Source organism: Streptomyces sp. NPDC006510, assembly GCF_040611955.1.
In the GTDB taxonomy this organism is placed as follows: Bacteria; Actinomycetota; Actinomycetes; order Streptomycetales; family Streptomycetaceae; genus Streptomyces.
The window spans coordinates 156,380-178,779 of the sequence record NZ_JBEXPH010000001.1; the positions used below are offsets into that span (position 1 = coordinate 156,380).

General features: G+C 69.4%; 18 protein-coding genes and 1 pseudogene. 15 read left to right on the top strand and 4 right to left on the bottom strand.

Translation table 11 applies throughout. From position 1 onward, the window contains the following. Positions 1-33 precede the first annotated feature (33 nt). Positions 34-996, top strand: coding sequence for an ABC transporter ATP-binding protein (locus ABZY11_RS00790; RefSeq protein ID WP_356477019.1), 963 nt, complete (start codon positions 34-36; stop codon positions 994-996). Further along, positions 993-1,874, top strand: a complete 882-nt coding sequence (locus tag ABZY11_RS00795) for an ABC transporter permease subunit (RefSeq protein ID WP_356477020.1) — start codon at positions 993-995, stop codon at positions 1,872-1,874. The genes ABZY11_RS00790 and ABZY11_RS00795 overlap by 4 nt, the downstream gene beginning before the upstream one ends. Positions 1,875-1,920: 46 nt before the next feature. Here ABZY11_RS00795 and ABZY11_RS00800 read toward each other — a convergent pair whose 3' ends face one another. Further along, positions 1,921-2,880, bottom strand: coding sequence for a BTAD domain-containing putative transcriptional regulator (locus ABZY11_RS00800; RefSeq protein WP_356477021.1), 960 nt, complete (start codon positions 2,878-2,880; stop codon positions 1,921-1,923). 466 nt (positions 2,881-3,346) lie between these two features. Here ABZY11_RS00800 and ABZY11_RS00805 point away from each other — a divergent pair, with 466 nt between their 5' ends. Genes ABZY11_RS00805 through ABZY11_RS00845 form a run of 9 tightly spaced genes read left to right on the top strand, consistent with a single transcriptional unit; the run spans position 3,347 to position 14,218 of the window. Further along, the gene (locus tag ABZY11_RS00805; RefSeq protein ID WP_356477022.1) at positions 3,347-4,180 is read left to right on the top strand and encodes a TIGR03084 family metal-binding protein; all 834 of its coding nucleotides are present in this window, start codon (positions 3,347-3,349) and stop codon (positions 4,178-4,180) included. Further along, positions 4,177-5,892, top strand: a complete 1,716-nt coding sequence (locus ABZY11_RS00810) for an acyclic terpene utilization AtuA family protein (RefSeq protein WP_356477023.1) — start codon at positions 4,177-4,179, stop codon at positions 5,890-5,892. The genes ABZY11_RS00805 and ABZY11_RS00810 overlap by 4 nt, the downstream gene beginning before the upstream one ends. Further along, the gene (locus tag ABZY11_RS00815; RefSeq protein ID WP_356477024.1) at positions 5,889-7,487 is read left to right on the top strand and encodes a carboxyl transferase domain-containing protein; all 1,599 of its coding nucleotides are present in this window, start codon (positions 5,889-5,891) and stop codon (positions 7,485-7,487) included. Before ABZY11_RS00810 ends, ABZY11_RS00815 begins: the two co-directional genes overlap by 4 nt. Positions 7,488-7,495: 8 nt before the next feature. Next, positions 7,496-9,451, top strand: a complete 1,956-nt coding sequence (locus tag ABZY11_RS00820; RefSeq protein ID WP_356477025.1) for a biotin carboxylase N-terminal domain-containing protein — start codon at positions 7,496-7,498, stop codon at positions 9,449-9,451. Beyond that, on the top strand, positions 9,448-10,608 hold the full coding sequence (locus tag ABZY11_RS00825; protein WP_356477026.1) for an acyl-CoA dehydrogenase family protein: 1,161 nt from the start codon (positions 9,448-9,450) through the stop codon (positions 10,606-10,608). The genes ABZY11_RS00820 and ABZY11_RS00825 overlap by 4 nt, the downstream gene beginning before the upstream one ends. 48 nt (positions 10,609-10,656) lie before the next feature. Further along, on the top strand, positions 10,657-12,267 hold the full coding sequence (locus ABZY11_RS00830) for an AMP-binding protein (protein WP_356477027.1): 1,611 nt from the start codon (positions 10,657-10,659) through the stop codon (positions 12,265-12,267). A gap of 25 nt (positions 12,268-12,292) precedes the next feature. Next, on the top strand, positions 12,293-13,039 hold the full coding sequence (locus tag ABZY11_RS00835) for an enoyl-CoA hydratase family protein (RefSeq protein WP_356477028.1): 747 nt from the start codon (positions 12,293-12,295) through the stop codon (positions 13,037-13,039). After that, complete coding sequence (locus ABZY11_RS00840) at positions 13,027-13,620, top strand: TetR/AcrR family transcriptional regulator (protein ID WP_356477029.1); 594 nt, start codon at positions 13,027-13,029, stop codon at positions 13,618-13,620. The genes ABZY11_RS00835 and ABZY11_RS00840 overlap by 13 nt, the downstream gene beginning before the upstream one ends. Positions 13,621-13,633: 13 nt before the next feature. After that, a complete protein-coding gene (locus ABZY11_RS00845; RefSeq protein WP_356477030.1) occupies positions 13,634-14,218 on the top strand; it encodes a hypothetical protein in 585 nt (194 codons plus the stop codon). Positions 14,219-14,394: 176 nt separating this feature from the next. Here the strand turns inward: ABZY11_RS00845 and ABZY11_RS00850 are convergent. Both ABZY11_RS00850 and ABZY11_RS00855 read right to left on the bottom strand, forming a co-directional pair. Next, positions 14,395-14,832: pseudogene (locus ABZY11_RS00850) on the bottom strand (transposase). Further along, complete coding sequence (locus ABZY11_RS00855) at positions 14,829-16,226, bottom strand: glycosyltransferase family 39 protein (RefSeq protein WP_356477079.1); 1,398 nt, start codon at positions 16,224-16,226, stop codon at positions 14,829-14,831. Before ABZY11_RS00855 ends, ABZY11_RS00850 begins: the two are co-directional and overlap by 4 nt. Positions 16,227-16,788: 562 nt before the next feature. Here ABZY11_RS00855 and ABZY11_RS00860 point away from each other — a divergent pair. The 3 genes from ABZY11_RS00860 (at position 16,789) to ABZY11_RS00870 (ending at position 20,083) form a co-directional block, all read left to right on the top strand. Then, positions 16,789-17,082 carry a lactococcin 972 family bacteriocin gene (locus ABZY11_RS00860; protein ID WP_356477031.1) on the top strand — a complete coding sequence of 98 codons (294 nt, stop codon included), beginning with the start codon at positions 16,789-16,791 and terminating at the stop codon, positions 17,080-17,082. Between the two features lie 202 nt (positions 17,083-17,284). Then, positions 17,285-19,348 (top strand): hypothetical protein, encoded by a 2,064-nt coding sequence (locus tag ABZY11_RS00865; RefSeq protein ID WP_356477032.1) that lies wholly within the window; start codon positions 17,285-17,287, stop codon positions 19,346-19,348. A gap of 42 nt (positions 19,349-19,390) precedes the next feature. Next, on the top strand, positions 19,391-20,083 hold the full coding sequence (locus tag ABZY11_RS00870) for an ABC transporter ATP-binding protein (protein WP_356477033.1): 693 nt from the start codon (positions 19,391-19,393) through the stop codon (positions 20,081-20,083). Between the two features lie 236 nt (positions 20,084-20,319). Here ABZY11_RS00870 and ABZY11_RS00875 read toward each other — a convergent pair whose 3' ends face one another. After that, a complete protein-coding gene (locus ABZY11_RS00875) occupies positions 20,320-21,429 on the bottom strand; it encodes a citrate synthase 2 (RefSeq protein WP_356477034.1) in 1,110 nt (369 codons plus the stop codon). Between the two features lie 247 nt (positions 21,430-21,676). Here ABZY11_RS00875 and pdxH point away from each other — a divergent pair, with 247 nt between their 5' ends. Then, positions 21,677-22,309 (top strand): pyridoxamine 5'-phosphate oxidase, encoded by a 633-nt coding sequence (gene pdxH / locus ABZY11_RS00880; protein WP_356477080.1) that lies wholly within the window; start codon positions 21,677-21,679, stop codon positions 22,307-22,309. Positions 22,310-22,400: the final 91 nt, after the last annotated feature.

Genomic DNA, 22,400 nt, shown 5'->3' on the forward strand with positions numbered 1-22,400 from the left:
ACGGCAGCCGCGCGAACGTAAGGAACAGAGTTCATGACCCCACCGGAAGTGCCGGAAGCGAAGGACACGCAGGCCCCGGCCGGCGGCCGGCCGATCGAGTTCCGCGGCCTGTCGAAGCGGTACCGCGACAGATGGGCCGTGGAGGACCTGTCCTTCACGGTCGCGCCCGGACGCGTCACGGGCTTCCTCGGCCCGAACGGGGCGGGCAAGACGACGACGCTCCGGATGCTCCTCGGCCTGACGGCCCCGACGTCCGGCACCGCGACCGTCGGCGGACGGCCGTACCGGGACCTGGCACAGCCGCTCAGAACCGTCGGCGCGATGCTCGACGAGTCCGGCACACACCGCAGGCGGACCGGCCGTGACCATCTGCGTGTGCAGTGCGCGGCGACGGGCCTGCCGGCCCGCCGGGCCGACGAGGTGCTCGACCACGTCGGACTGGCCCAGGCAGGCGGGCGGCGTTACGGGGAGTACTCGCTCGGCATGCGGCAACGACTCAACCTCGCCCAGGCGCTGCTCGGCGATCCGCCTGTCCTGATCCTCGACGAACCCTCCAACGGGCTCGACCCCGAAGGGATCGCCTGGATGCGCGCCCTGCTGCGGACGCTGGCCGCCGAAGGCCGTACGGTGCTCGTTTCCAGCCACCTGATATCCGAGGTCGAGCAGACCGCCGACGATCTCGTGATCATCAGTCAGGGGCGGCTGGTGGCCGAAGGGTCGAGCCGCGAGATCGCCGCGCGGGTGCGGGGCGAGGCCCGTGTGCGGGTCCGCGCCTCACGGCCCGCGGAACTGGCGGCGGCGCTCACCTCGGCGGGAGCGGTCGTGACGCGTCCGCCCGCCGGGGACGGGCTCCTGATCGTGAGCGGCCTCGGGGCGGGCGCGGTGGCCGCGGCGGCGGCCACCCACGGCGGGGAACTGTACGAACTGGCCGAGGACGCGCCCGATCTGGAACAGGCGTTCCTGCGGCTCACGCAAGGAAAGGCGGAGATCCGATGAGGGGGCTGATCGGCAGCGAGCTGCTCAAGCTCCGTACGCTGCCCACCTGGTGGATCGCCGGCGCGGCGATGGCCGCGGTGGCGGTGCTGCTGGCGCTGTGGAACAGCTGGCAGGCCCACACCTTCATGCAGCCGTTCGAGGACTATCTGGCAGGGGCGATCCTGACCCCCCGCGAGGACATGTCCGCCGAGCAGGTCAGCACGATGCGCGACCTCTGGGAGACCCAGTCGGCCCCCGGCCGCATCGCCGCGACCCTCTACACCTCCGGGCAGACCCTCGGCCTGCTGCTGGCGGGCGTGCTGGCCATCCTGCTGGTGACCAACGAGTACCAGTACCGGACCCTGACGGCCACGTTCCTCGCAGCGCCCCGCCGGGGCCGCGTCGTCACGGCCAAGCTCGTCGTCGTTCTCATCTCCTCGGCCGGGCTGTGGCTGGCGGCGACGCTGGGAAGCCTCGTGGTCGGCGGGATCTTCCTGACTTCTCAGGGCACCGGTCTCGGGCTCGGGAGCGGGGACGTGCTCGGCGCGGTTCTGCTGAACCTGGCCGCCTACCTGGTGTGGGGCGTGTTCGGCTTCGGCCTCGGGGTGCTCATCCGCAGCCAGACCGCCGCCACCGTCACCGCGGCGGTGCTGTACTTCCTGTCCTCGGTCGTAGTCGCGTTTGCCTTCCAGGTCGTGCACGACCTGGTCCTGGAGGAGAACTGGGTGCTCCAGGCCCAGGTGCTGCTGCCCGGAGTGGCGTCCCAGATCATGACCACGCCCGGTGAGCTCTTCGCCGGGGCCCCCGCTCCCTGGACGGGCGCCGTGGTGCTCGTCGCCTACAGCCTGGTCGGCGGCCTCACGGGAACGCTGCTGCTGCTCCGGCGGGACGTGACCTGAGTCCGGTGGCCGGACGGCCACCGGACTCAGGTGCGAGGCCTCCGCGTCAGGAAGAAGGACGCGGAGGTCTTCGGCACTGGCACCGCTCCGCGAAGTCCTGGGTCCGGGACGCGACGAGCCGCATGGCCTCCTCACGGTCCCAGTTGAGCGCCGCCGTCCGCATGGCCTCGATACCGGGGGGCAGATCGAGTCCCAGATCCTCCGCGAACAGCTTCTGGCAGCGGTTGACCACCGACAGCGTGCTGACGGTGTCGCCGTGCAGGCAGTGCACCGCCGCGAGCAGCTCCCACAGGTGCTGGCGGTAAGGGGCCTCGGCGATCACACTCTCGATGCGGTAGGCCAGCATGATGGTGCGGCCGGCGAGGACGGACGCGGTGAAGAGGTCCTGATAGGCGTCCAGCCGGGCGTTGTTGAGCCCCGCTATGTGGGCGTTGAACCACCGAGTGGGCGGGAGGTCCTGTCCGAAGGGACCGTTCCAGAGGCCCACGGCCTGTTCCAGGGCGTCGACCGCCGACTTGTGGGAGCCGCGTAACAGCCAGCTCCGGCCACGCTGGACCGCGGCGGTGAACCGGGGCAGGTCGAACTCGTCGGGCGCGATCTCCAGCCCGTATCCGCACTGGGCGCCCCGGTAGGTCCGCATCCGGTCGCCGAGCCCGGGCTCGACCTCGTCGAGATCTCGGCGCAGTCCCGTCACGTGGCTGCGGAGGTTCGCCGTGGCCGACACCGGCGGGTCGTCCCAAAGGATCTCGCTGAACTCCGCGATGCCGATGGGCCGCCCGTACCGGAGCAGGCAAGCGGTGAGGACCGCGCGCCGGACGGGTGAGGTGACCGACATGGTCCTGCCGTGGACCGAGAGCTGCCCGAGGACGCCGAAGCGCGGATCCGGGCGTTCGTCGTGGGCGTCGGGCGGTGTCGCCGGGGTGGTGTGGCCGGCCGGGGCCGGTTCGTTCCCGACGGCGTGGGGAGCGGATCCGTCGGGAGGTCCGGTCTGTGGGGAGTGGATCAACAGGAGTCCTCTCACAGGTACGCAGTGAGGGGCCTGCCGGTGGTGAGCCGCAGAACCTCCGTTGTCCGATTCTCGCCACCGAACCGGGCAGGGAGGAGGACCCTTCGTTCGATGTCTGGCGAGATCCGGCTCAAGTGCGTCATATCGTCTCCTGCTTGGTCAGGGCAGGGGGAACGCGCACAGGTGTCAGTCTTTTGTTCCCCCGTTGGAACTGCGTTCACGCTTGCAGAGGGAACGAGATCCGGCTAGTAGCAGCGCGTAATTGACTTGAATCCTGCGGTTGGGAATCTTCCGATCGGGGCTACTCGGAGGTAGGATCCTCCGCTTCCGTTCATGGAGGCCCGGCCGATCGGTTCCCGCCAAATCGAGGCAGTTTGCGGGCGAAAAATCATGCAAGCATGCTTGATTGTTTATTGGCCCGCTGCCATGCTCCTGGGCACACCGCCACGCCCCGAGGGAGTGCACCGTGTCCGATGCATCGGCCGTGACCGTCGCCGTACTCGACGACCTGCGTCAGGAGAGCGAGGAACTCGACCGGTTGGTCGCCGGGGTGGACGCGGCCCACTGGGCGAGGCCGACCCCGGCCGAGGGGTGGACCGTCGCCCATCAGATCGCTCACCTGAACTGGACCGACGAGGTCGCCCTGATCGCCGTCACCGAACCGGACGCCTTCGCCGCCGAGGTCGAGAAGGCGCTCGCGCACCCCGAGACGTTCGTCGACGAGGCCGCCGGGGAGCTCGTCGCGCTGCTGTCGGCCGAGGAACTGCTCGTCCGGTGGCGCGAGGGCCGGGCCCGGCTGCACGAGGCCCTGGGTGCGGCCCCGCCGGGCGTGAAGTTCCCCTGGTACGGGCCGCCGATGAGCGTCGCGTCCATGGCGACCGCCCGGATCATGGAGAGCTGGGCGCACGGCCAGGACATCGCCGACGCCCTCGGGGTCACCAGGACCCCCACCGCCCGGCTGCGGCACGTCGCCCGGATCGGGGTGCGGGCCCGCGACTACGCCTATCTGGTACGGGGGATCAAGGCGCCCGAGGAGGAGTTCCGGGTCGAACTCGAAGCCCCGGACGGAGCGTTGATCGCGTTCGGGCCCGAGGAAGCACCGCAGCGCGTCACCGGGCCGCTCGTCGACTTCTGCCTCCTCGTCACCCAGCGCGCCCACCGCGACGACCTCGCCGTCCGGGCGACCGGCCCCGACGCCGACCAGTGGCTCGGCATCGCCCAGGCGTTCGCCGGGCCCGCCGGACCGGGCCGCGCACCCCGGGGAGAAGGAAGCCGCGCACCCCGGGGAGAGGACAAGTGACCGCACCGCTGCGGATCGGCAACGCCTCCGGGTTCTACGGCGACCGCTTCGACGCCGTGCGCGAGATGCTCACCGGCGGCCCCCTCGACGTCCTCACCGGGGACTACCTGGCCGAGCTGACCATGCTCATCCTCGGCCGGAGCAGGCTCAAGGACCCCGCGCGCGGCTACGCCACCACCTTCCTGCGGCAGCTCGAAGAGGGACTCGGGCTCGCCCACGAGCGCGGGGTGAAGATCGTCGCCAATGCCGGCGGACTCAATCCGGCCGGACTGGCCGACGCCGTGCGGGAGTTGGCGCGGAAGGTCGGTGTCCCCGTGCGCATCGCCCATGTGGAGGGCGACAGCCTCCCCGTGCCCGAGGGCTTCCTCACCGCCAACGCCTACCTCGGCGGCGCCGGGATCGCCGCCTGCCTCACCGCCGGCGCGGACATCGTCGTCACCGGGCGGGTCACCGACGCGGCCCTGGTCACCGGGCCCGCCGCCGCCCGCTTCGGCTGGGGTCCCGACGACCTCGACGCGCTCGCCGGGGCCGTCGTCGCCGGACACGTCCTGGAGTGCGGCACCCAGGCCACCGGCGGCAACTACGCGTTCTTCCGGGGCCACGACCTGCGCCGCCCCGGCTTCCCCGTCGCCGAGATCCACGCCGACGGCTCGTCCGTCATCACCAAGTACGACGGCACCGGCGGCGTCGTCGACATCGGCACCGTCACCGCCCAGTTGCTGTACGAGACCGGCGGGGCCCGGTACGCCGGACCGGACGTCACCGCCCGGCTCGACACCGTACGGCTGACCCAGGACGGACCCGACCGCGTCAGGATCTCTCGCGTGCGCGGCGAGGCCCCGCCGCCCACCCTCAAGGTCGGGCTGAACCGGCTCGGCGGCTGGCGCAACGAGGTCGTCTTCGTGCTCACCGGCCTCGACATCGAGGCCAAGGCCCACCTGGTGCAAGAGCAGTTCGCGGACGCGCTCGCCCGATCCGGCGCCGAACCCGACGAGGTGCGGTGGGAGCTGTCCCGGACCGACCGGGCCGACGCCGCCACCGAGGAGAGCGCGAGCGCCCTGCTCCGGCTCGTCGTCCGCGACCGGGACCAGGAGACCGTCGGGCGCGCGGTCTCCGGCGCCGCGATCGAGCTGGCGCTCGGCAGCTACCCCGGGTTCCACGTCACCGCCCCGCCCGGCAAGGGTGCGCCGTACGGGGTGTTCGAGGCGAGGTACGTACCGGCCGATGAAGTCCCGCACATCGCCGTGCTCCCCGACGGGCGGCGGGAGAGCCTGGCACCTCCCGCGACGACCCGGCCGCTCCGGGACGCCGACGAGCCGCCGCTGCCCGCACCCCTGCCGGACCCCGGGCCCACCCGGTCCGCCCCGCTCGGCCGGATCGCGGGTGCCCGCAGCGGTGACAAGGGCGGGGACGCCAACGTGGGGGTGTGGGCCGTACACGACGACGCCTGGCGGTGGCTGGCCCATGAGCTGACCGTCGAACGGTTGCGGGAACTGCTGCCGGAGACCGCCGGACTCACCGTCGTACGCCATGTCCTGCCGAACCTCCGCGCTCTGAACTTCGTCGTCCACGGGCTGCTCGGCGAGGGCGTCGCCGCCCGGCACCGGTTCGATCCGCAGGCCAAGGCGGTGGGGGAGTGGCTGCGCTCCCGGCACCTGCCCCTTCCCGTATCGCTGCTGGAGACCGTCCACGCACCGGAGGCGCACGCATGACCGTCCTGCCCACCGCGCTCGACACCGCGAGCCCCGAATACGCCGCGAACCGCACGGCCATGCTCGCCGAACTCGACGAGCTGGCCGCCGAACACACCAAGGCGCAGGCGGGCGGCGGCGGGAAGTACGTGGAGCGGCACCGCTCGCGCGGCAAGCTCCTGGCCCGTGAGCGGATCGAGCTGCTGATCGACGAGGACACCCCGTTCCTGGAGCTGTCGCCGCTCGCCGCCTGGGGCAGCGAGTACGCGATCGGCGCCTCGCTCATCACCGGGATCGGGGTGATCGAGGGCGTGGAGTGCCTGATCACCGCCAACGATCCGACCGTACGCGGCGGCGCCTCCAACCCCTGGACCCTGAAGAAGGCCCTGCGGGCCAACGAGATCGCCTTCGCCAACCGGCTGCCCTGCATCAGTCTCGTCGAGTCGGGCGGCGCCGACCTCCCCTCGCAGAAGGAGATCTTCATCCCCGGCGGGGCGCTGTTCCGCGACATCACCCGGCTCTCCGCGGCCGGCATCCCGACCGTCGCCGTTGTCTTCGGGAACTCGACCGCGGGCGGGGCGTACGTACCCGGCATGTCCGACCACACCGTCATGATCAAGGAACGGTCCAAGGTCTTCCTCGGCGGACCGCCCCTGGTGAAGATGGCGACCGGCGAGGAGAGCGACGACGAATCGCTCGGCGGCGCCGAGATGCACGCCCGCACCTCCGGGCTCGCCGACCACTTCGCCGTCGACGAGCAGGACGCGCTGCGCCAGGCCCGCCGGATCGTCGCCCGCCTCAACTGGCGCAAGGCGCACGCCGATCCGGGCCCCGCCGAGCCGCCGGAGTACGACGAGGACGAGCTGATCGGCATCGTGCCCGGCGACCTGAAGGTGCCCTTCGACCCGCGCGAGGTCATCGCCCGGCTCGTCGACGGCTCCGACTTCGACGCGTTCAAGCCGCTGTACGGGACCAGCCTGGTCACCGGCTGGGCGAGGCTGCACGGCTACCCCGTCGGCATCCTCGCCAACGCGCAGGGCGTGCTGTTCAGCGAGGAGTCGCAGAAGGCCGCCCAGTTCATCCAGCTCGCCAACCAGCGCGACATCCCGCTGGTCTTCCTGCACAACACCACCGGCTACATGGTCGGCAAGGAGTACGAGCAGGGCGGCATCATCAAGCACGGCGCGATGATGATCAACGCGGTGTCGAACTCGAAGGTCCCGCATCTGTCCGTGCTGATGGGCGCCTCGTACGGGGCCGGGCACTACGGCATGTGCGGCCGGGCGTACGACCCGCGCTTCCTCTTCGCCTGGCCCAGCAGTAAGTCCGCCGTCATGGGGCCGCAGCAGCTGGCCGGGGTGCTGTCCATCGTCGCCCGCGCCTCCGCCGCCGCGAAGGGGCGCCCCTACGACGACGAGGCCGACGCCGGACTGCGCGCCATGGTCGAGCAGCAGATCGAGTCCGAGTCACTGCCGATGTTCCTCTCCGGGCGGCTGTACGACGACGGGGTCATCGACCCGCGCGACACCAGGACCGTCCTCGGGATGTGCCTGTCCGCGATCCACACCGCCCCGGTCGAAGGCGCCCGCAGCGGCTTCGGCATCTTCCGGATGTGAGGAAGACCATGATCAGCACCCTGCTCGTCGCCAACCGGGGCGAGATCGCCTGCCGGATCTTCCGCACCTGCCGGGAACTCGGCATCGCCACCGTCGCGGTGTACTCCGACGCGGACGCCGACGCGCTCCACGTACGGGAGGCGGACACCGCCGTACGGCTGCCGGGCGCCGCTCCGGCCGACACCTATCTCCGCGGCGACCTCGTCGTACGCGCCGCGCTCGCGGCCGGTGCCGACGCCGTCCACCCCGGCTACGGCTTCCTCTCCGAGAACGCCGGATTCGCCCGCGCCGTTCAGGACGCCGGCCTCGTCTGGGTCGGCCCGCCGGTCAAGGCCATCGAGCTGATGGCGTCCAAGACCCGCGCCAAGGGGCTGATGGCCGCCGCCGGGGTGCCGCTGCTCGCCCCCGTCGACACGAGGCGGGTCACCGCTCGGGACCTGCCGCTGCTGCTCAAGGCATCGGCGGGCGGCGGCGGACGCGGGATGCGGATCGTACGCGAACTCGCCGAACTGCCCGCCGAGTTGAAGGCGGCGACGGCGGAGGCCACGGCCGCGTTCGGGGACGGCGAGGTCTTCGCGGAGCCGTATGTGGAGCGCGGCCGGCACGTCGAGGTCCAGATCATGGCCGACGGGCACGGCGGGGTCTGGGCGCTCGGCACCCGCGACTGCTCGCTCCAGCGACGCCACCAGAAGGTCATCGAGGAAGCCCCCGCCCCCGGTCTCGACGACGCGCTGCGGGCCCGGCTGCACGACGCCGCCGTGGCCGCCGCGCACGCCGTCGGCTACCGGGGCGCGGGCACCGTCGAATTCCTCCTCGCCGCCGACGGGCGCCCGTACTTCCTGGAGATGAACACCCGCCTCCAGGTCGAACACCCCGTCACCGAAGCGGTCTTCGGGCTCGACCTCGTCGCCCTCCAACTGCGCATCGCCGAAGGCGAACCGCTGCCCACCGCCGCACCCCCCGCACCGTACGGCCACGCCGTCGAGGCCCGCCTCTACGCCGAGGACCCCGCCCGCGACTGGCAGCCGCAGACCGGAGCACTGCACACACTCGACGTGCCCGACGAACCCGGCCTCCGCCTCGACACCGGGTACACCGACGGCGACACCATCGGCGTCCACTACGACCCGATGCTCGCCAAGGTCATCGCCCACGCCCCCACCCGCACCGAAGCCGTACGCCTCCTCGCCCGCGCCCTGGAACGCGCCCGCATCCACGGCCCGGTCACCAACCGCGAGCTGCTCGTACGGTCCCTGCGCCACCCCGACTTCCTCGCCGCCCGCCCCGACACCGGCTTCTACGACCGCCACCTGGACGCCCTCACCCCGACCCCGTCCCCGGACGAAGCCGGGCCGCGCCTCGCCGCGCTGGCCGCCGCCCTCGCCGACGCCGCGTCCCGGCAGCACGGCCCCGGACCCGGCTCCGCCCGCCTCGGCGCCTGGCGCAACATCTCCTCCCAGCCCCGGACCAAGCGCTACCGCGCCGAACCCGACGGCACCGAACACGAGGCCGCCTACCGCACCACCCGCACCGGCCCCGTCCCCGAAACCGGCGAACGCGTCGTCGCCGCCCGGCCCGGCCGCGTCACCCTCGAAGCCGACGGCATCACCCGCCACTTCGACATCGCCGTCCACCGGGACAAGGCGTACGTGGACACCGCCACCGGCTCGTACACCTTCACCGCCCTGCCCCGCTTCACCGACCCCACCGACCGGACCGAACCCGGCTCCCTGCTCGCCCCCATGCCCGGCACCGTCGTCCGCGTCGCCGACGGGCTCACCACCGGGGCGGCGGTCGAGGCCGGACAGCCCCTGATCTGGCTGGAGGCGATGAAGATGGAGCACCGCATCCTCGCCCCCGCCTCCGGCACCCTCGCCGCGCTACACGCCGCACCCGGCCTTCAGGTGGAGGTCGGCGCCCTGCTCGCCGTCGTGCAAGACGTACAGGAGGAACCGAAGCAATGAGCACCGTCCTCGAAACCGAAGAGCACCAGGCCCTGCGCGCCGCCGTCGCCGCACTCGGAAAGCGCTACGGGCGCGACTACATGACCTCCGTCGTCCGCGACGGCGCCCACCCGCGCGAACTGTGGACGGAGGCCGCCAAGCTCGGCTACCTCGGCGTGAACCTCCCCGAGGAGTACGGCGGCGGAGGCGGCGGGATGGCCGAACTCTCCATCGTCCTGGAGGAGTTGGGGGCGGCCGGCAGCCCGCTGCTCATGATGGTGGTCTCCCCGGCGATCTGCGGCACCGTCATCGCCCGCTTCGGTACCGAAGCCCAGAAGCAGCAGTGGCTCCCCGGCCTCGCCGACGGCAGCCTCACCATGGCCTTCGGCATCACCGAACCCGACGCCGGGTCCAATTCCCACCGCATCACCACCACCGCCCGCAAGGACGGCGACGACTGGCTGCTCACCGGGCGCAAGGTCTTCGTCTCCGGCGTCGACATCGCCGACGCCACCCTCATCGTCGGCCGCACCGAGGACGCCCGGTCCGGCCGGCTCAAGCCCTGCCTCTTCATCGTCCCCCGTGACGCCCCCGGCTTCGGCCGCTCGCAGATCGACATGGAACTCCAGGCCCCGGAGAAGCAGTTCGAGCTGGTCCTCGACGACGTACGGCTCCCCGCTGACACCCTCGTTGGTGATGAGGACGCCGGGCTCCTCCAGCTCTTCGCCGGACTCAACCCCGAACGCATCATGACCGCCGCCTTCGGTATCGGCATGGGCCGCTACGCACTCGCCCGCGCCGTCGACTACGCCAAGACCCGCCAGGTGTGGAAGGACCCCATCGGCTCCCACCAGGCCATCGCCCACCCCCTCGCCCAGGCCCACATCGAACTGGAACTGGCCCGGCTGATGATGCAGAAGGCCGCCCGGCTCTACGACGACGGCGACGACATCGGCGCGGGCGAGGCCGCCAACATGGCGAAGTACGCGGCGGGCGAAGCCTGCGTCAAGGCCGTCGACCAGGCCGTGCACACCCTCGGCGGCAACGGCCTCACCCGCGAATACGGCCTCGCGTCCCTGATCACGGCGGCCCGCGTCGCCCGGATCGCCCCCGTCAGCCGGGAAATGATCCTGAACTACGTCTCCCACCAGTCCCTGGGCCTCCCCAAGTCGTACTGACACACGGCAGGCTGTCCCCCCACACCGACGCTCCGAAGGGACTCCGCCATGGTGCACGTGTTCCACAGCGACCACCCCGCCGTACCGGTACTCGACGCACCCATCCATGACGCGGTCCTGGGACAGGCCACCGCCGCATACGGCGACACGGTGGCCCTGATCGACGGGACGGACGACAGCTCCACCCTCACCTACCGGCAGCTCGACGCCTTCCACCGGAAGATCGCCGCGGCGCTCGCCGGGGCCGGGCTGCGCAAGGGCGACCTGCTGGCCCTGCACAGCCCCAACACCATCGCCTACCCGGCGGTGTTCTTCGGCGCGACGCGGGCCGGTGCCACCGTCACCACCGTCCATCCGCTGGCCACGGCGGAGGAGTTCGCCAAACAGCTCCGCGACTCCTCCGCCCGCTGGATCGTCACCGTCTCCCCGCTCCTGGATACGGCGCGCGAGGCCGCCGGAATCGCCGGCTCCATCGAGCAGATCTTCGTCTGCGACCGGGCCGAGGGACACCCCTCCGTACTCGACATGCTCGCCACCACCGCCCCCGAACCCCGCGTCACCGTCGACCCCGGCGAGGACATCGCCGCCCTGCCCTACTCCTCCGGCACCACCGGAACCCCCAAGGGCGTCATGCTCACCCACCGCTCCATGGGCACCAACCTGGAGCAGCTCCGCCCCTTCATCCCCATGGGCCCCGGCGCCCGCATCCTGGCCGTACTCCCCTTCTTTCACATCTATGGCTTGACCGCCCTGATGAACGCCCCGCTGCGGTCGGGCGCCACCGTCGTCGTACTGCCGCGCTTCGAACTCGACCAGTTCCTCGCCGCGATCGAGAAGCACCGCATCACCGGCCTGTACGTGGCCCCGCCGATCGTCCTCGCGCTCGCCAAGCATCCCTCGGTCGACCGGTACGACCTGTCCTCGCTGGAGTACGTCGTCAGCGCCGCCGCCCCGCTCGATGCCGCGCTCGCCGCCGACTGCTCACAGCGCCTGGGACTGCCACCGGTGCGCCAGGCGTACGGCATGACGGAACTCTCGCCCGGCACCCATGTCGTCCCGCTCGCCGCCGAGAACCCACCGCCCGGCGCGGTCGGCAAGCTGCTGCCCAGCACCGAGATGCGGATCGCCTCGCTCGGCGACGACACCGAGGACGCCCCGGCGGGCGGCGACGGCGAGATCCTGATCCGTGGCCCGCAGGTGATGAAGGGCTACCTCGGCCACCCCGAGGCCACCGCCGACATGATCGACGCCGACGGCTGGGTGCACACCGGCGACATCGGGCACGTCGACGCCGACGGCTGGCTGTTCGTCGTCGACCGGGTGAAGGAACTGATCAAGTACAAGGGCTACCAGGTCGCCCCCGCCGAACTCGAAGCACTGCTGCTCGGCCACGAGGCGATCGCGGACGCCGCCGTCATCGGCGTGCCCGACACCGACGGCAACGAGGTCCCCAAGGCGTACCTGGTCCGCCGGGCCTCCGCCGCGGGCGACGGCCTCACGGCGGACGACGTGATGGCGTACGTCGCCGAGCGCGTCGCCCCGTACAAGAAGGTCCGGCAGCTCGAATTCATCGACGTGGTCCCGCGCGCCACCTCCGGCAAGATCCTCCGGCGCGAACTGCGCGACCGGGAGAAGTCCCGCGGGACGACCACCGGCTGAGGACCCACGAGAAGGAGAACCGCACATGACGGCGCTCGCCGGCCCCGCCCACGACCGGGGCATCACCACCCTCACCCTCGACTCACCCGCCAACCGCAACGCACTCTCCGCGGCCCTGGTCGGCGAGCTCGCCACCGCCCTGGACGCGTGCGCGGCCGACGACACCGTACGAGCCGTCGTCCTCACCCACACCGGTAACACCTTCTGCGCGGGCGCGGACCTGACCGGACCGCCCGACCCGGCGGCCTTCGTCGCGCTGATGCGGCGGATCGTCGCCCTGCCCAAGCCCGTCGTCGCCCGGGTCACCGGGCACGTACGGGCGGGCGGCCTCGGCCTGTTGAGCGCCTGCGACATCTCCGCGGCCGGGCCCGAGGCCTCGTTCGCCCTCACCGAGTCCCGGCTCGGCCTCGCCCCCGCCGTCATCTCCCTGCCGCTGCTGCCCCGCACCGAACCGCGCGCCGCCGCCCGCTACTACCTCACCGGCGAACGGTTCGACGCGGCCGAAGCGGCCCGCATCGGCCTGATCACGATGGCCGTCGGGTCCACCGAAGACATCGACAAGGAGCTGATACCCGTCCTGGACGGACTGCGCAAGGCGTCACCACAGGGGCTGACGGCATCGAAGGAGCTGGTCACGGCTACTGTGCTGAAGAGTTTCGACCAGCATGCCGAAGACCTCATCGCCCGCTCGGCGGCCCTCTTCGCCTCCGCCGAGGCCCGGGAAGGAATGACGGCCTTCCTCGAACGACGGGACCCCGCATGGGCGCTGTGACGCCTTCCACCGAACGGACCCCCAAGCAGGACCGCAGCCGGGCCACTCGCCGCCGGCTCCTCGAAGCAGCCGTCGCCTGCCTCGCCGAACACGGCTGGGCGGGCTCCACGGTCTCCGTCGTCGCCGAACGCGCGGGCGTCTCACGGGGCGCCGCCCAGCACCACTTCCCCACCCGCGAGGACCTGTTCACCGCAGCCGTCGAATACGTCGCCGAGGAACGCTCCGCCGCCCTGCTCGCCCTGCCCGTCCAGGGCCGCAGGGACGTCGTCGCCGCCCTCGTCGACCTGTACACGGGCCCGCTCTTCCGCGCCGCGCTCCAGCTCTGGGTGGCCGCCTCCAACGAGCCCCAGCTCCGGCCCCGCGTCACCGAACTCGAAGCCCGCGTAGGCCGCGAGACCCACCGCATCGCGGTCGGCCTCCTGCACGCCGACGAGACCCGCCCCGGCGTACGGGAAACGGTCCAGGGCCTCCTCGACATGGCCCGCGGCCTGGGACTCGCCAACGTCCTCACGGACGACACGGCCCGGCGTCAGAGGGTCGTGGCACAGTGGGCGGCGCTGCTGGACGACGTACTCGACTGACCGCGGGGGACCTGTGGGCGACTACTTCCAGACGATCGTCGATCTCGACGCCACCGAGCAGGACGCCGCACCACTCGGCGCCGCGCTTCTCGACTGGCTGATCGCCGACGGAATCGTCGACGCCGAGCGCACCGACTGCGTCCTCGACGCGGACGGATACGGCAACGCACCCGGCCCGCGCTATGCCGAGGCCGTCGACGACCCGGAACCGGTCGATCTGTGGAGCAACGGCCTCCACATCACGACCGGAAGGACCGTCTTCGACAGCGGCCAGGGCGAGGCCGGAGCCGCCACCTGCCCGCTCTGCGCCACCGAGATCCGCCTGGTCGACGACACCTGGTGCCCGATCGACAGCGCCTGGGCCCCGCTCGCGGGCCGGTTCGGGGACTGGGAGAAAGGCGGCGAAGGGGCCGTGGAATGCCCCTCCTGCCACCGGTCCTCCGGCATCGACCGCTGGAGCTGGGAGGACGACTACTACGCCTGCGGCCGGCTCGGCCTCACCTTCTGGAACTGGGCGGAGCTGACCCACGGCTTCGAACAGGAGGTGCGGCGCCGCCTCGGCGGACACCGCACCGTCACCCTCCGCGGCAAGCTCTAGTAGCGCTTCGTCGGGTTGTGCTTCTGTGGCTGTGGCTGTGGCGTTGTCGTTGTGTGTGGGGTAACTCGCGGTGGAGGTGGGGCATTCGCCGGTCCAGGCCTGTATCGGGTCTTGGACGATGTCGAGGACTTGGTAGCAGGGCAGGGTGCGTCCGCCTGCGCCGCCGCAGGCGGGCGTCACCGGTTTTGCGTCGAAGCGGTGGGCCGTCTCGTCCCCACGCACGGCGACGATGTGGTCCAGGCACCGGGAGCGCAGAGCATGGCGGAAGCTGCGGACTGGCCGTAGCCGGCGTCAGCGACGACGACCTGCGGAGCAAGCCCCCAGGCGGTCGATTCGTCCAGCATGCCGATAGCAGGCCGCCACTTCTCGACGTGCCTGGCCTCCGGCGGGAGACCGGTCCGCTCCCAGCGGACATCGTCGCGGTCGTCCCACTCCGGTGGCACGAACAGCCGTCACGACAGCGGGCACGAGGCCTGGTCGATGACGGCGTGGGCGCTGACCCCGACCTGGCAGGGCGAGCGTTTGCCCAGCGCGCCGCAGTACTGCCGGGACAGGGACACCGAGTGACGGCGAGCGAGGCAGCCACAGCGGTTCGAGGTGTCCGGCCGCCTCACCCGGTCGAGCGGTTTTCATACACCGTCACCCTTCGTCCGCGGACCTGCTCGTCAGCCACGACCCTGAAGTACTTCTTCAGCACGTAAGCCTTCATCTTGTCCCGCTCGGCTGTCACCGGTCTCGCCACCTGAGGCGTGTCCGTCACCAGCAGGATCCGGTGCTGGGCCAGCATCGCTGCACGGATCTGATCCGGGGTCGCCTCCACGCCTTTAAGGGTCCCGGACTTCTCCGGGCTCTGCGCCAGAGCAATGTCTCGCAGACCAGAAAAGACGCTCGGGGAGACGGATTTGGTGTCCCGACGCGCCGACGGAATGAAGAGCACCGCATCCCCGGTCTCTTGCAACTGCCGCACGTTCGAGGCTACCGCCAGGACGTCGTCCACCCGGCTCGAAGGGGATCGCTTGGCCAGCGACTGAGGCAACAATGCCACCATCGCCACGACGAGCACTGCGGGGAGAACTGCCATCGCCGCTCTCGGGTGCCGCGGCTTCACTGCCTGTACCGCCGAGCCGATCACCGTGCCGATCAGCAGCGCCAACCCCAGCAGGCTGAAGAGGACGTACCGGTCCAGGAACAACGGCTGGATCAGAGAAAGCCCGATGAGGCCGATCTGCGGGACCGCCAGCAGCGGCAGTGCGACGGTTGCCACCGACAGTCGGCCTGCCCGGGGCAGATCCAGTAGTGCGCCGACTCCACCGATCGCCAGCAGGACCGCCGGGCCGATGAGCATGTGCCAGGTCAGCGGTGGGATCCAGGAGATTTGGGCGGACTGGCCTCGACTGAAAACGACCAACGGCAGGACACAGGCCGTTGCGCTCGCGGCAGCAGTAGTCCAGCGTTTCCACACTGCGTGGTCGGCCCGGCTCCAGACCAGAGTCGCCAAGTGTGCCGGGAGAATCATGAGCGAGAGCCAGTTCAAAAGCCCACTCATCACGACAATGCCGCCGTAGGCAGCCCAGTACACCGTGCGGTCGCGTCCCTGCAGCAGGGTCACGAGTAGCAGGGTGGAGATTCCGGCCCCGGCTGCGACCAAGGCGTACGGCCGCCCCTCCTGGAGATAGAACTGCACGGCCGGAACCAGTCCGAAAGCCAGCCCTCCGGCCAAGCCCACCCACATACCGGCCAGCCGTTGGCCAATTAGCCCCACACACGCCGCCGCTACTCCCGTGGCGACAACTGAAGGCAGCCGCAGGACGGTGGTACTGGGGCCGAAGCATTCAAACAGTGCGTGCATCAGCAGGTAGTAGCAGCCGTGCACGACGTCGACGTTCCCCAGCATGTGCCAAATCTCAGCCGTGGAGCGCTGGGCCACTTGCCAGGTCGCGGCCTCGTCCCGCCACACGCTGCCCTGCCGTGACAGGCCCCATAGGCCGAGGGAAAAAGTCCACAGCATCGGTATCAACCAGGTGAGAGTACGGCGACGCTCGGGGCCGGCTGGAGATGTCATGGACAGCGTTCCGGTCCCCGGGGAACGGGGCGACGAACGCAAGGTGCGAGCAGTGGTCATCAAGGAGGGTTTCTGGAGTGGCTGTCGAATAGGGCGGAGTGCCAAGCGCAGGAAGGCAACTCACCGGCCAGGAATCGTATGCACCGCAGTACCCCCGTGTGCGGCCCTCTTGAAGGCGTTCGCGATCAAGGTTGCCAGCGCGTGACCGGCTTGTCTCGCTCTTTTCGGCCAATTGGTCAGGACCACGCTCTGTGACGGCGAAAACTGCCGGGTCGAGCCGAGCGGCCGGGCAGGTGCGCAGCTCCACCAGGGCGTTCTCGCAGCCCGAGACGCTTTCTTTCCCCTTCTCTTCCCGCGCGGCTATCACTACAGCATCGGTGGCACGTGGCGATTCACATATGCATGAGGTTAGTTAGGTCACGTGTTCGCACGGTTGCCTCATGACCACGCTCTGCATCAGGATCTTGCTTCGTCCAGACCAACGGTCATGATGAAAAGGGGATCAATCATGAACAAGAGAACTGGTATCAAGGCGGCCGTCGTGACGGCGGGCCTCCTCTTCGCCGCGGCCACGCCGGCTCTGGCCGTCACCGTCGACGTCGGTGGCGGCAAGTGGAGTTATGACCAGGGCGCCAACACGGCGTGGTCGAACTACACGCACCCGACCAACAGCCACGCGTCCTCGGTGAAGATCGGCAGCGTGACCTTCGCCAGTGGCTGCACCGCCAAGGGGAACTGGTCCCTGGCCTCGGGCTCGAAGAACGGCGGCGCGATCAGCTACTACTACAAGAGCTCCTGCTAGTCCGGTTGATCGCATCTAGGGCTTAGGTATGCGCGGGTGGCGCCGCTCGCGCTTACCTGGCCCGGTCCAGCTGTGGAGGCGGGTCCTGCTTGCCTCCACAGCTGTTTTCACCGCCTGAACTCTCCCGGACGTGCTCGCAGAGCGCCCTCGACCGAGGTATCCGATGCTGCACCGAGGTATACGATTCGTTCACGCCGCCATCTTGGCCTTCTCCGCAGTTCTCGCCTTTCTGTTCGTGCGGGGGCTGGATGAGAGTGCGCCGCTGGGAAACTCGGCGCTGGTTGATGTATTCGACTCCGACGAGTCAACGAGCGCTGCTCAAGTCATCCGAGCCGTCGAGTCGTTCGCGATCGAGCGCGGAGTCGGAGTGGCTCGCGATGTGACCGATTTGAAGAACCCCGACGGCGTGCGGAATCTCTACGTGACTCCGGGCAGCCCAAGCTCTCTGACAGCGGAATGGCTGGACAACGGTTACCCGGCGTTCAGCAGCAGCTACGAAACGCGAGTGCGTCTGCTCTCCGAGATCGCACAGCAGGATCCACGCGGTCCCTACTACGTGTTCGGATCACCTGCGGACGCAGAAGCCTTGAGCGCCACGTTCGCCGGCCTCGGCATGAAAGCAAGCGTCTCCCATCCCCTGTCGTACGCCGAACTCTCCGACAGATACACGGATGACCCTCTATTCCGGGCCCTTTGCGTGGTCGCCCTTGCGGCGCTGACGATGACCGGCGCGAGCGTGCTCCTCAACGCGAAGGCTTACGGGGTTCTGCGACTGCAGGGCATGTCCCTCACCGGCATCCTCGTCCGCGATCTGCGCCAGCTGGCGGTCTTCTGGCTGGCGACAGCCGGCATCGTGGTGGCTGCGACGCTTGCCTTCCTGGGCTTCTACAACAGCCTCGCCTGGCTGGGGCTGTTCACTTCGGTGGCCGCAGTGATCACCGTCCTCCTGGTATTCGTGGCGCTGGCCACCCACTTCGCAGTGCTCGCCTTGACCTTCAAGGTCGACGTACTGCGTGCCCTCAAGGGTGAGCTGCCCTCACGGGGGGCATCCATCAGCGTCTACCTTGTGCGCATCCCCGCTCTGCTACTCACTCTCAGCATTGCCACGAATGCCACCCTCGCGGGCCGGGACGTACTGATGCGCCAGGAAAACCAGGACGCCTACCGCACCGTAGGAGAGGCGGTCTCGATCCGTATCAACGGCGCCTTCGCCGTGGACATGGACCAGGTGGACAAACGCGTGGGCCCATGGCTGCGCCAAGCCGACAGGCAGGGCAAAGTCATTCTTGCCGGGCGCAGAGATCTCCAGATCTCCGCACCGGACGCACATCTGCCGACCGGTGAGATCCTCATCGTCAATGACACCTATCTCGGCAAACAGCCAGTCACCGGTCCGGCGGGACGCCGATACACTTCTGCAGCCCAGAGCGATGAGAACCCCGACACGCGACCCGTACGGGTCATCGTTCCCGAATCCCTGAAGGCTCACGCGCCGACGATCAGCAAAGCAGCTTCCCGGATCATTGATCCGAATCTCAATCAGCACATCCCGCTCGAGACGCTGACGAGCAAGGCGGGGCAAAATCTCTTCGGCTACAACACCGGCGCCTACGTCTACAACGCCGCACACGGACCGGACGAAGACAGATCCCTGGTGCGCGACCCCGTCCTCATCGTTGTCCCCAACGGATCGCATTTCCTCACGGACAGCGCCTACACCGCCTACGCCACTCAGGCCGGCGTGGTCTTCCCCAACCCCGATGATGTACTGAACGGCATAGAGACGGAGAAGCTGCAGAACTATATAAACGCCGTAAGTCCGGTCGCGCAGAAGACCGCTCTGGACCTCAGGAATTCAGTCAGGGAACTCCGGCTGCAGATCTTCAACCTAATCGTTTCCGTGATCGTCATTCTTATCGCTGGTGTGGGTGTCTGTCTCATCTATGCGCGCAAGAATGCACAGGTCATATTCGCGAAACGTATCAGCGGCTGGCGGTACATCGCCACCCACCGCTTCATCCTCGCCGTCGAAGCGGCAATTGCGGTCATCTTCGCCACCCGAGTTCCTTTCGTCGCATGGCAGCAACATCAGGAACTGAAAAAGTATGCTGCCAACGGCGTGCCCGCCCCCTTTGAGCCCATCCGCATCACTGCACTTGACATCAGTGTCATCACCGGGCTTGTCGCTTTCGAATTCGGGGCTGTGCTACTTGCCCTTGCATTCTTCCACGGCCGCATCATGCGGGGAGGCGCAACCGAGGTCTGAGCTCTTCATGTGTGAAATCCCTCCAGTCAGTCGGAGTATGCTGTGATCGATATTGAGAATCTGTCGAAAGTTTTCGATGCCCGGACCTTGTGGCGCGATGTCAACTTCACCGCCAAAAGTGGTGAAATGCTCGCGCTGGTCGGCCCCAGTGGATCAGGTAAGTCAACCCTCCTTAATTGTCTCGGCCTGCTCGAAAAGCCAAGCGGCGGTAAAATTCACTATAAGGGGAGCGATATCACTCGATTCGGTCGACGCGATATTCTCCGGTTCCGCCGCGATACTCTCGGCTATCTGTTCCAGCAATACGCCCTGATAGAGAATGCGACTGTCGATGAAAACTTGGAAGTAGTCACAAGGCTGCAGAGGTCACTGCGAGGCACAGCCGCCACGGCTATCGCTGAGGCCCTTGATCGCGTCGGTCTGGCAGGGCGAGGGAGAGAGAAGATCTGCCACCTCAGCGGCGGAGAGCAGCAGCGCGTGGCTCTGGCCCGTCTCGTGGTTCAGCAGCCGGACCTGGTGCTGGCAGACGAGCCGACCGGCGCCCTCGACGATGCCAATACCTCCATGGTTGTCGACATCCTTCACGAGATGAGCCGGGGCGGATGTGCTGTGGTCATTGCCACCCACGATGCCGGCGTCCGCGACCGGTGTGACGCCGTATTTGCAGTGGATGAGTCCGCACTCGTTACCCCCTCACGACGCGAGACAGTCCATTCCCATGGGGTATCGAACTGACGCCTTTTCGGCAGGTAGCACAGGCTCCGTTCGCGTCGGCCGTTGTAGACCGTGCGGGAGACGACCCGACCGGCCCGTGGACGCGCCGCCGTCACGGCTTCGCGGACATGACAGCGCCCCCACTGCACCAGTGAAGGGCGCCGTCGTTCAGTACCAACGCCGTGTAGTCGGTCCAGGCGTATGGACACGCAGGCCGGGTGAGACCTTGCGGACCTGCCCGGGGGCCGGCCCGGGCCTCAGTTGGCCAGATTCGCGAGCTGGTCGTACCCCTCGATCTCCCGGGGATCGCGGGGCCCCGGACCCACGTACCGCGCCGACGGACGCACCAGCCGCCCCGTCCGCTTCTGCTCCAGGATGTGCGCCGACCAGCCCGCCGTGCGCGCGCAGCTGAACATCGACGTGAACATGTGCGCCGGAACCTCCGCGAAGTCCAGCATGATCGCCGCCCAGAACTCCACGTTCGTCGCCAGCACCCGGTCCGGGCGCCGCGCGTGCAGCTCCTCCAGCGCGGCCTTCTCCAGCGCCTGCGCCACCTCGAAGCGCGGTGCGCCCAACTCCTCGGCCGTACGCCGCAGTACCCGCGCCCGCGGGTCCTCCGCCCGGTAGACCCGGTGCCCGAAGCCCATCAGCCGCTCGCCCTTGTCCAGGGCCTTCTTCACGTACGCGACGGCATCGCCGGTCCGCTCGATCTCCTCGATCATGCCGAGCACCCGGGACGGCGCACCACCATGCAGCGGCCCCGACATCGCACCCACCGCACCCGACAGCGCCGCCGCCACATCGGCGCCGGTCGACGCGATGACGCGGGCGGTGAACGTCGAGGCGTTCATGCCGTGCTCGGCGGCCGAAGTCCAGTACGCGTCGACGGCCTTCACATGCTTGGGGTCCGGCTCGCCCCGCCAGCGGATCATGAACCGCTCGACCACGGACTGCGCCTTGTCGATCTCGCTCTGCGGGACCATCGGCAGCCCCTGCCCGCGCGCCGACTGGGCGACGTACGACAGCGCCATCACGGCGGCCCGCGCCAGATCGTTGCGCGCCGTCTCCTCGTCGATGTCGAGCAGCGGCTTCAGACCCCACACGGGGGCGAGCATCGCCAGCGCGGACTGCACATCGACCCGGATGTCCCCGGAGTGCACCGGGATCGGGAACGGTTCGGCAGGCGGCAGACCGGGGTTGAACGCCCCGTCGACCAGCAGTCCCCAGACGTTTCCGAACGACACATGGCCGACGAGATCCTCGATGTCGACACCCCGGTAACGGAGCGAACCGCCTTCCTTGTCCGGTTCGGCGATCTCCGTCTCGAACGCGACGACTCCCTCTAGTCCCGGTACGAAGTCGGACATGGCGGCTCCCTCGGTCGACGGCTCTGCGGAGGCCACAGCGGCCTGCCCCAAAATACTGGCGGGTTCCCCTGACGCGGGGAAGCGTGACATCCGGCACAGCACCCCGAATCGGCGCCGCCTCGCCGCCGCCGGACCGCTCCTCGTCCTTCCCACGCCCCTCCTTGCCGGACCGGCTCGACCGCTGCGGCAGGATGACTCCGTGCCCACCGCAGACTCTCCCTCCGATTCCACCACCGATCCGGCCGCGATGCGCGAGCAGTACCGCTCCGAGGGCTTCACCGAGGACACGCTGGCCGCCGACCCGATGCAGCAGTTCGCCCACTGGTTCCGGCAGGTCGCCGTCGGCGGGCTGCTCCACGAGCCCAACGCCATGGTGGTCTCCACCGCCACCCCCGAGGGCCGGCCGTCCTCCCGCACCGTGCTGCTGAAGAAGTACGACGAGCGCGGCTTCGTCTTCTTCACCAACTACGACTCCCGCAAGGGCCGCGAGCTGACCGCCAACCCGTACGTCTCGCTGCTCTTCCCCTGGCACCCGATGGCCCGCCAGGTCATCGTCACCGGCAGGGCGGACCGGACCGGCCGCGACGAGACGGTCGCCTACTTCCGCACCCGCCCGCACGGCTCCCAGCTCGGCGCCTGGGCGAGCCCCCAGTCGACGGTGATCGGCTCCCGCGACGAGCTGCTCGCCCGCTACGAGGAACTGGCGGCCCGCTACCCCGAGGGCGAACAGGTCCCCGCGCCCCCGCACTGGGGCGGTTTCCGCGTCGTCCCCGACACGATCGAGTTCTGGCAGGGCCACGAGAACCGGCTGCACGACCGGCTGAGGTACGTACGCGAGGGGGTCGGCAAGGGCTGGCGCGTCGAGCGCCTGTGCCCGTAGCAGACGCTCCGGACCGCGCTTGTGTCGGTGGAAAACCCTCCGGACCGTTCTTGTGTCCGTGGAAAACCCTCCGGACAGCGCCCGGGTCCGT

Excerpts from the sequence above, each read along its gene's own strand:
- ABZY11_RS00815 (WP_356477024.1), top strand. The coding sequence starts at position 5,889 with ATGACCGTCCTGCCCACCGCGCTCGACACCGCGAGCCCCGAATACGCC.
- ABZY11_RS00820 (WP_356477025.1), top strand. The coding sequence starts at position 7,496 with ATGATCAGCACCCTGCTCGTCGCCAACCGGGGCGAGATCGCCTGCCGG.
- pdxH (WP_356477080.1), top strand. The coding sequence starts at position 21,677 with ATGCGCGAGCAGTACCGCTCCGAGGGCTTCACCGAGGACACGCTGGCC.
- ABZY11_RS00825 (WP_356477026.1), top strand. The coding sequence starts at position 9,448 with ATGAGCACCGTCCTCGAAACCGAAGAGCACCAGGCCCTGCGCGCCGCC.
- ABZY11_RS00840 (WP_356477029.1), top strand. The coding sequence starts at position 13,027 with ATGGGCGCTGTGACGCCTTCCACCGAACGGACCCCCAAGCAGGACCGC.
- ABZY11_RS00830 (WP_356477027.1), top strand. The coding sequence starts at position 10,657 with ATGGTGCACGTGTTCCACAGCGACCACCCCGCCGTACCGGTACTCGAC.
- ABZY11_RS00860 (WP_356477031.1), top strand. The coding sequence starts at position 16,789 with ATGAACAAGAGAACTGGTATCAAGGCGGCCGTCGTGACGGCGGGCCTC.
- ABZY11_RS00875 (WP_356477034.1), bottom strand. The coding sequence starts at position 21,429 with ATGTCCGACTTCGTACCGGGACTAGAGGGAGTCGTCGCGTTCGAGACG.
- ABZY11_RS00835 (WP_356477028.1), top strand. The coding sequence starts at position 12,293 with ATGACGGCGCTCGCCGGCCCCGCCCACGACCGGGGCATCACCACCCTC.
- ABZY11_RS00855 (WP_356477079.1), bottom strand. The coding sequence starts at position 16,226 with ATGCTGTGGACTTTTTCCCTCGGCCTATGGGGCCTGTCACGGCAGGGC.
- ABZY11_RS00790 (WP_356477019.1), top strand. The coding sequence starts at position 34 with ATGACCCCACCGGAAGTGCCGGAAGCGAAGGACACGCAGGCCCCGGCC.
- ABZY11_RS00795 (WP_356477020.1), top strand. The coding sequence starts at position 993 with ATGAGGGGGCTGATCGGCAGCGAGCTGCTCAAGCTCCGTACGCTGCCC.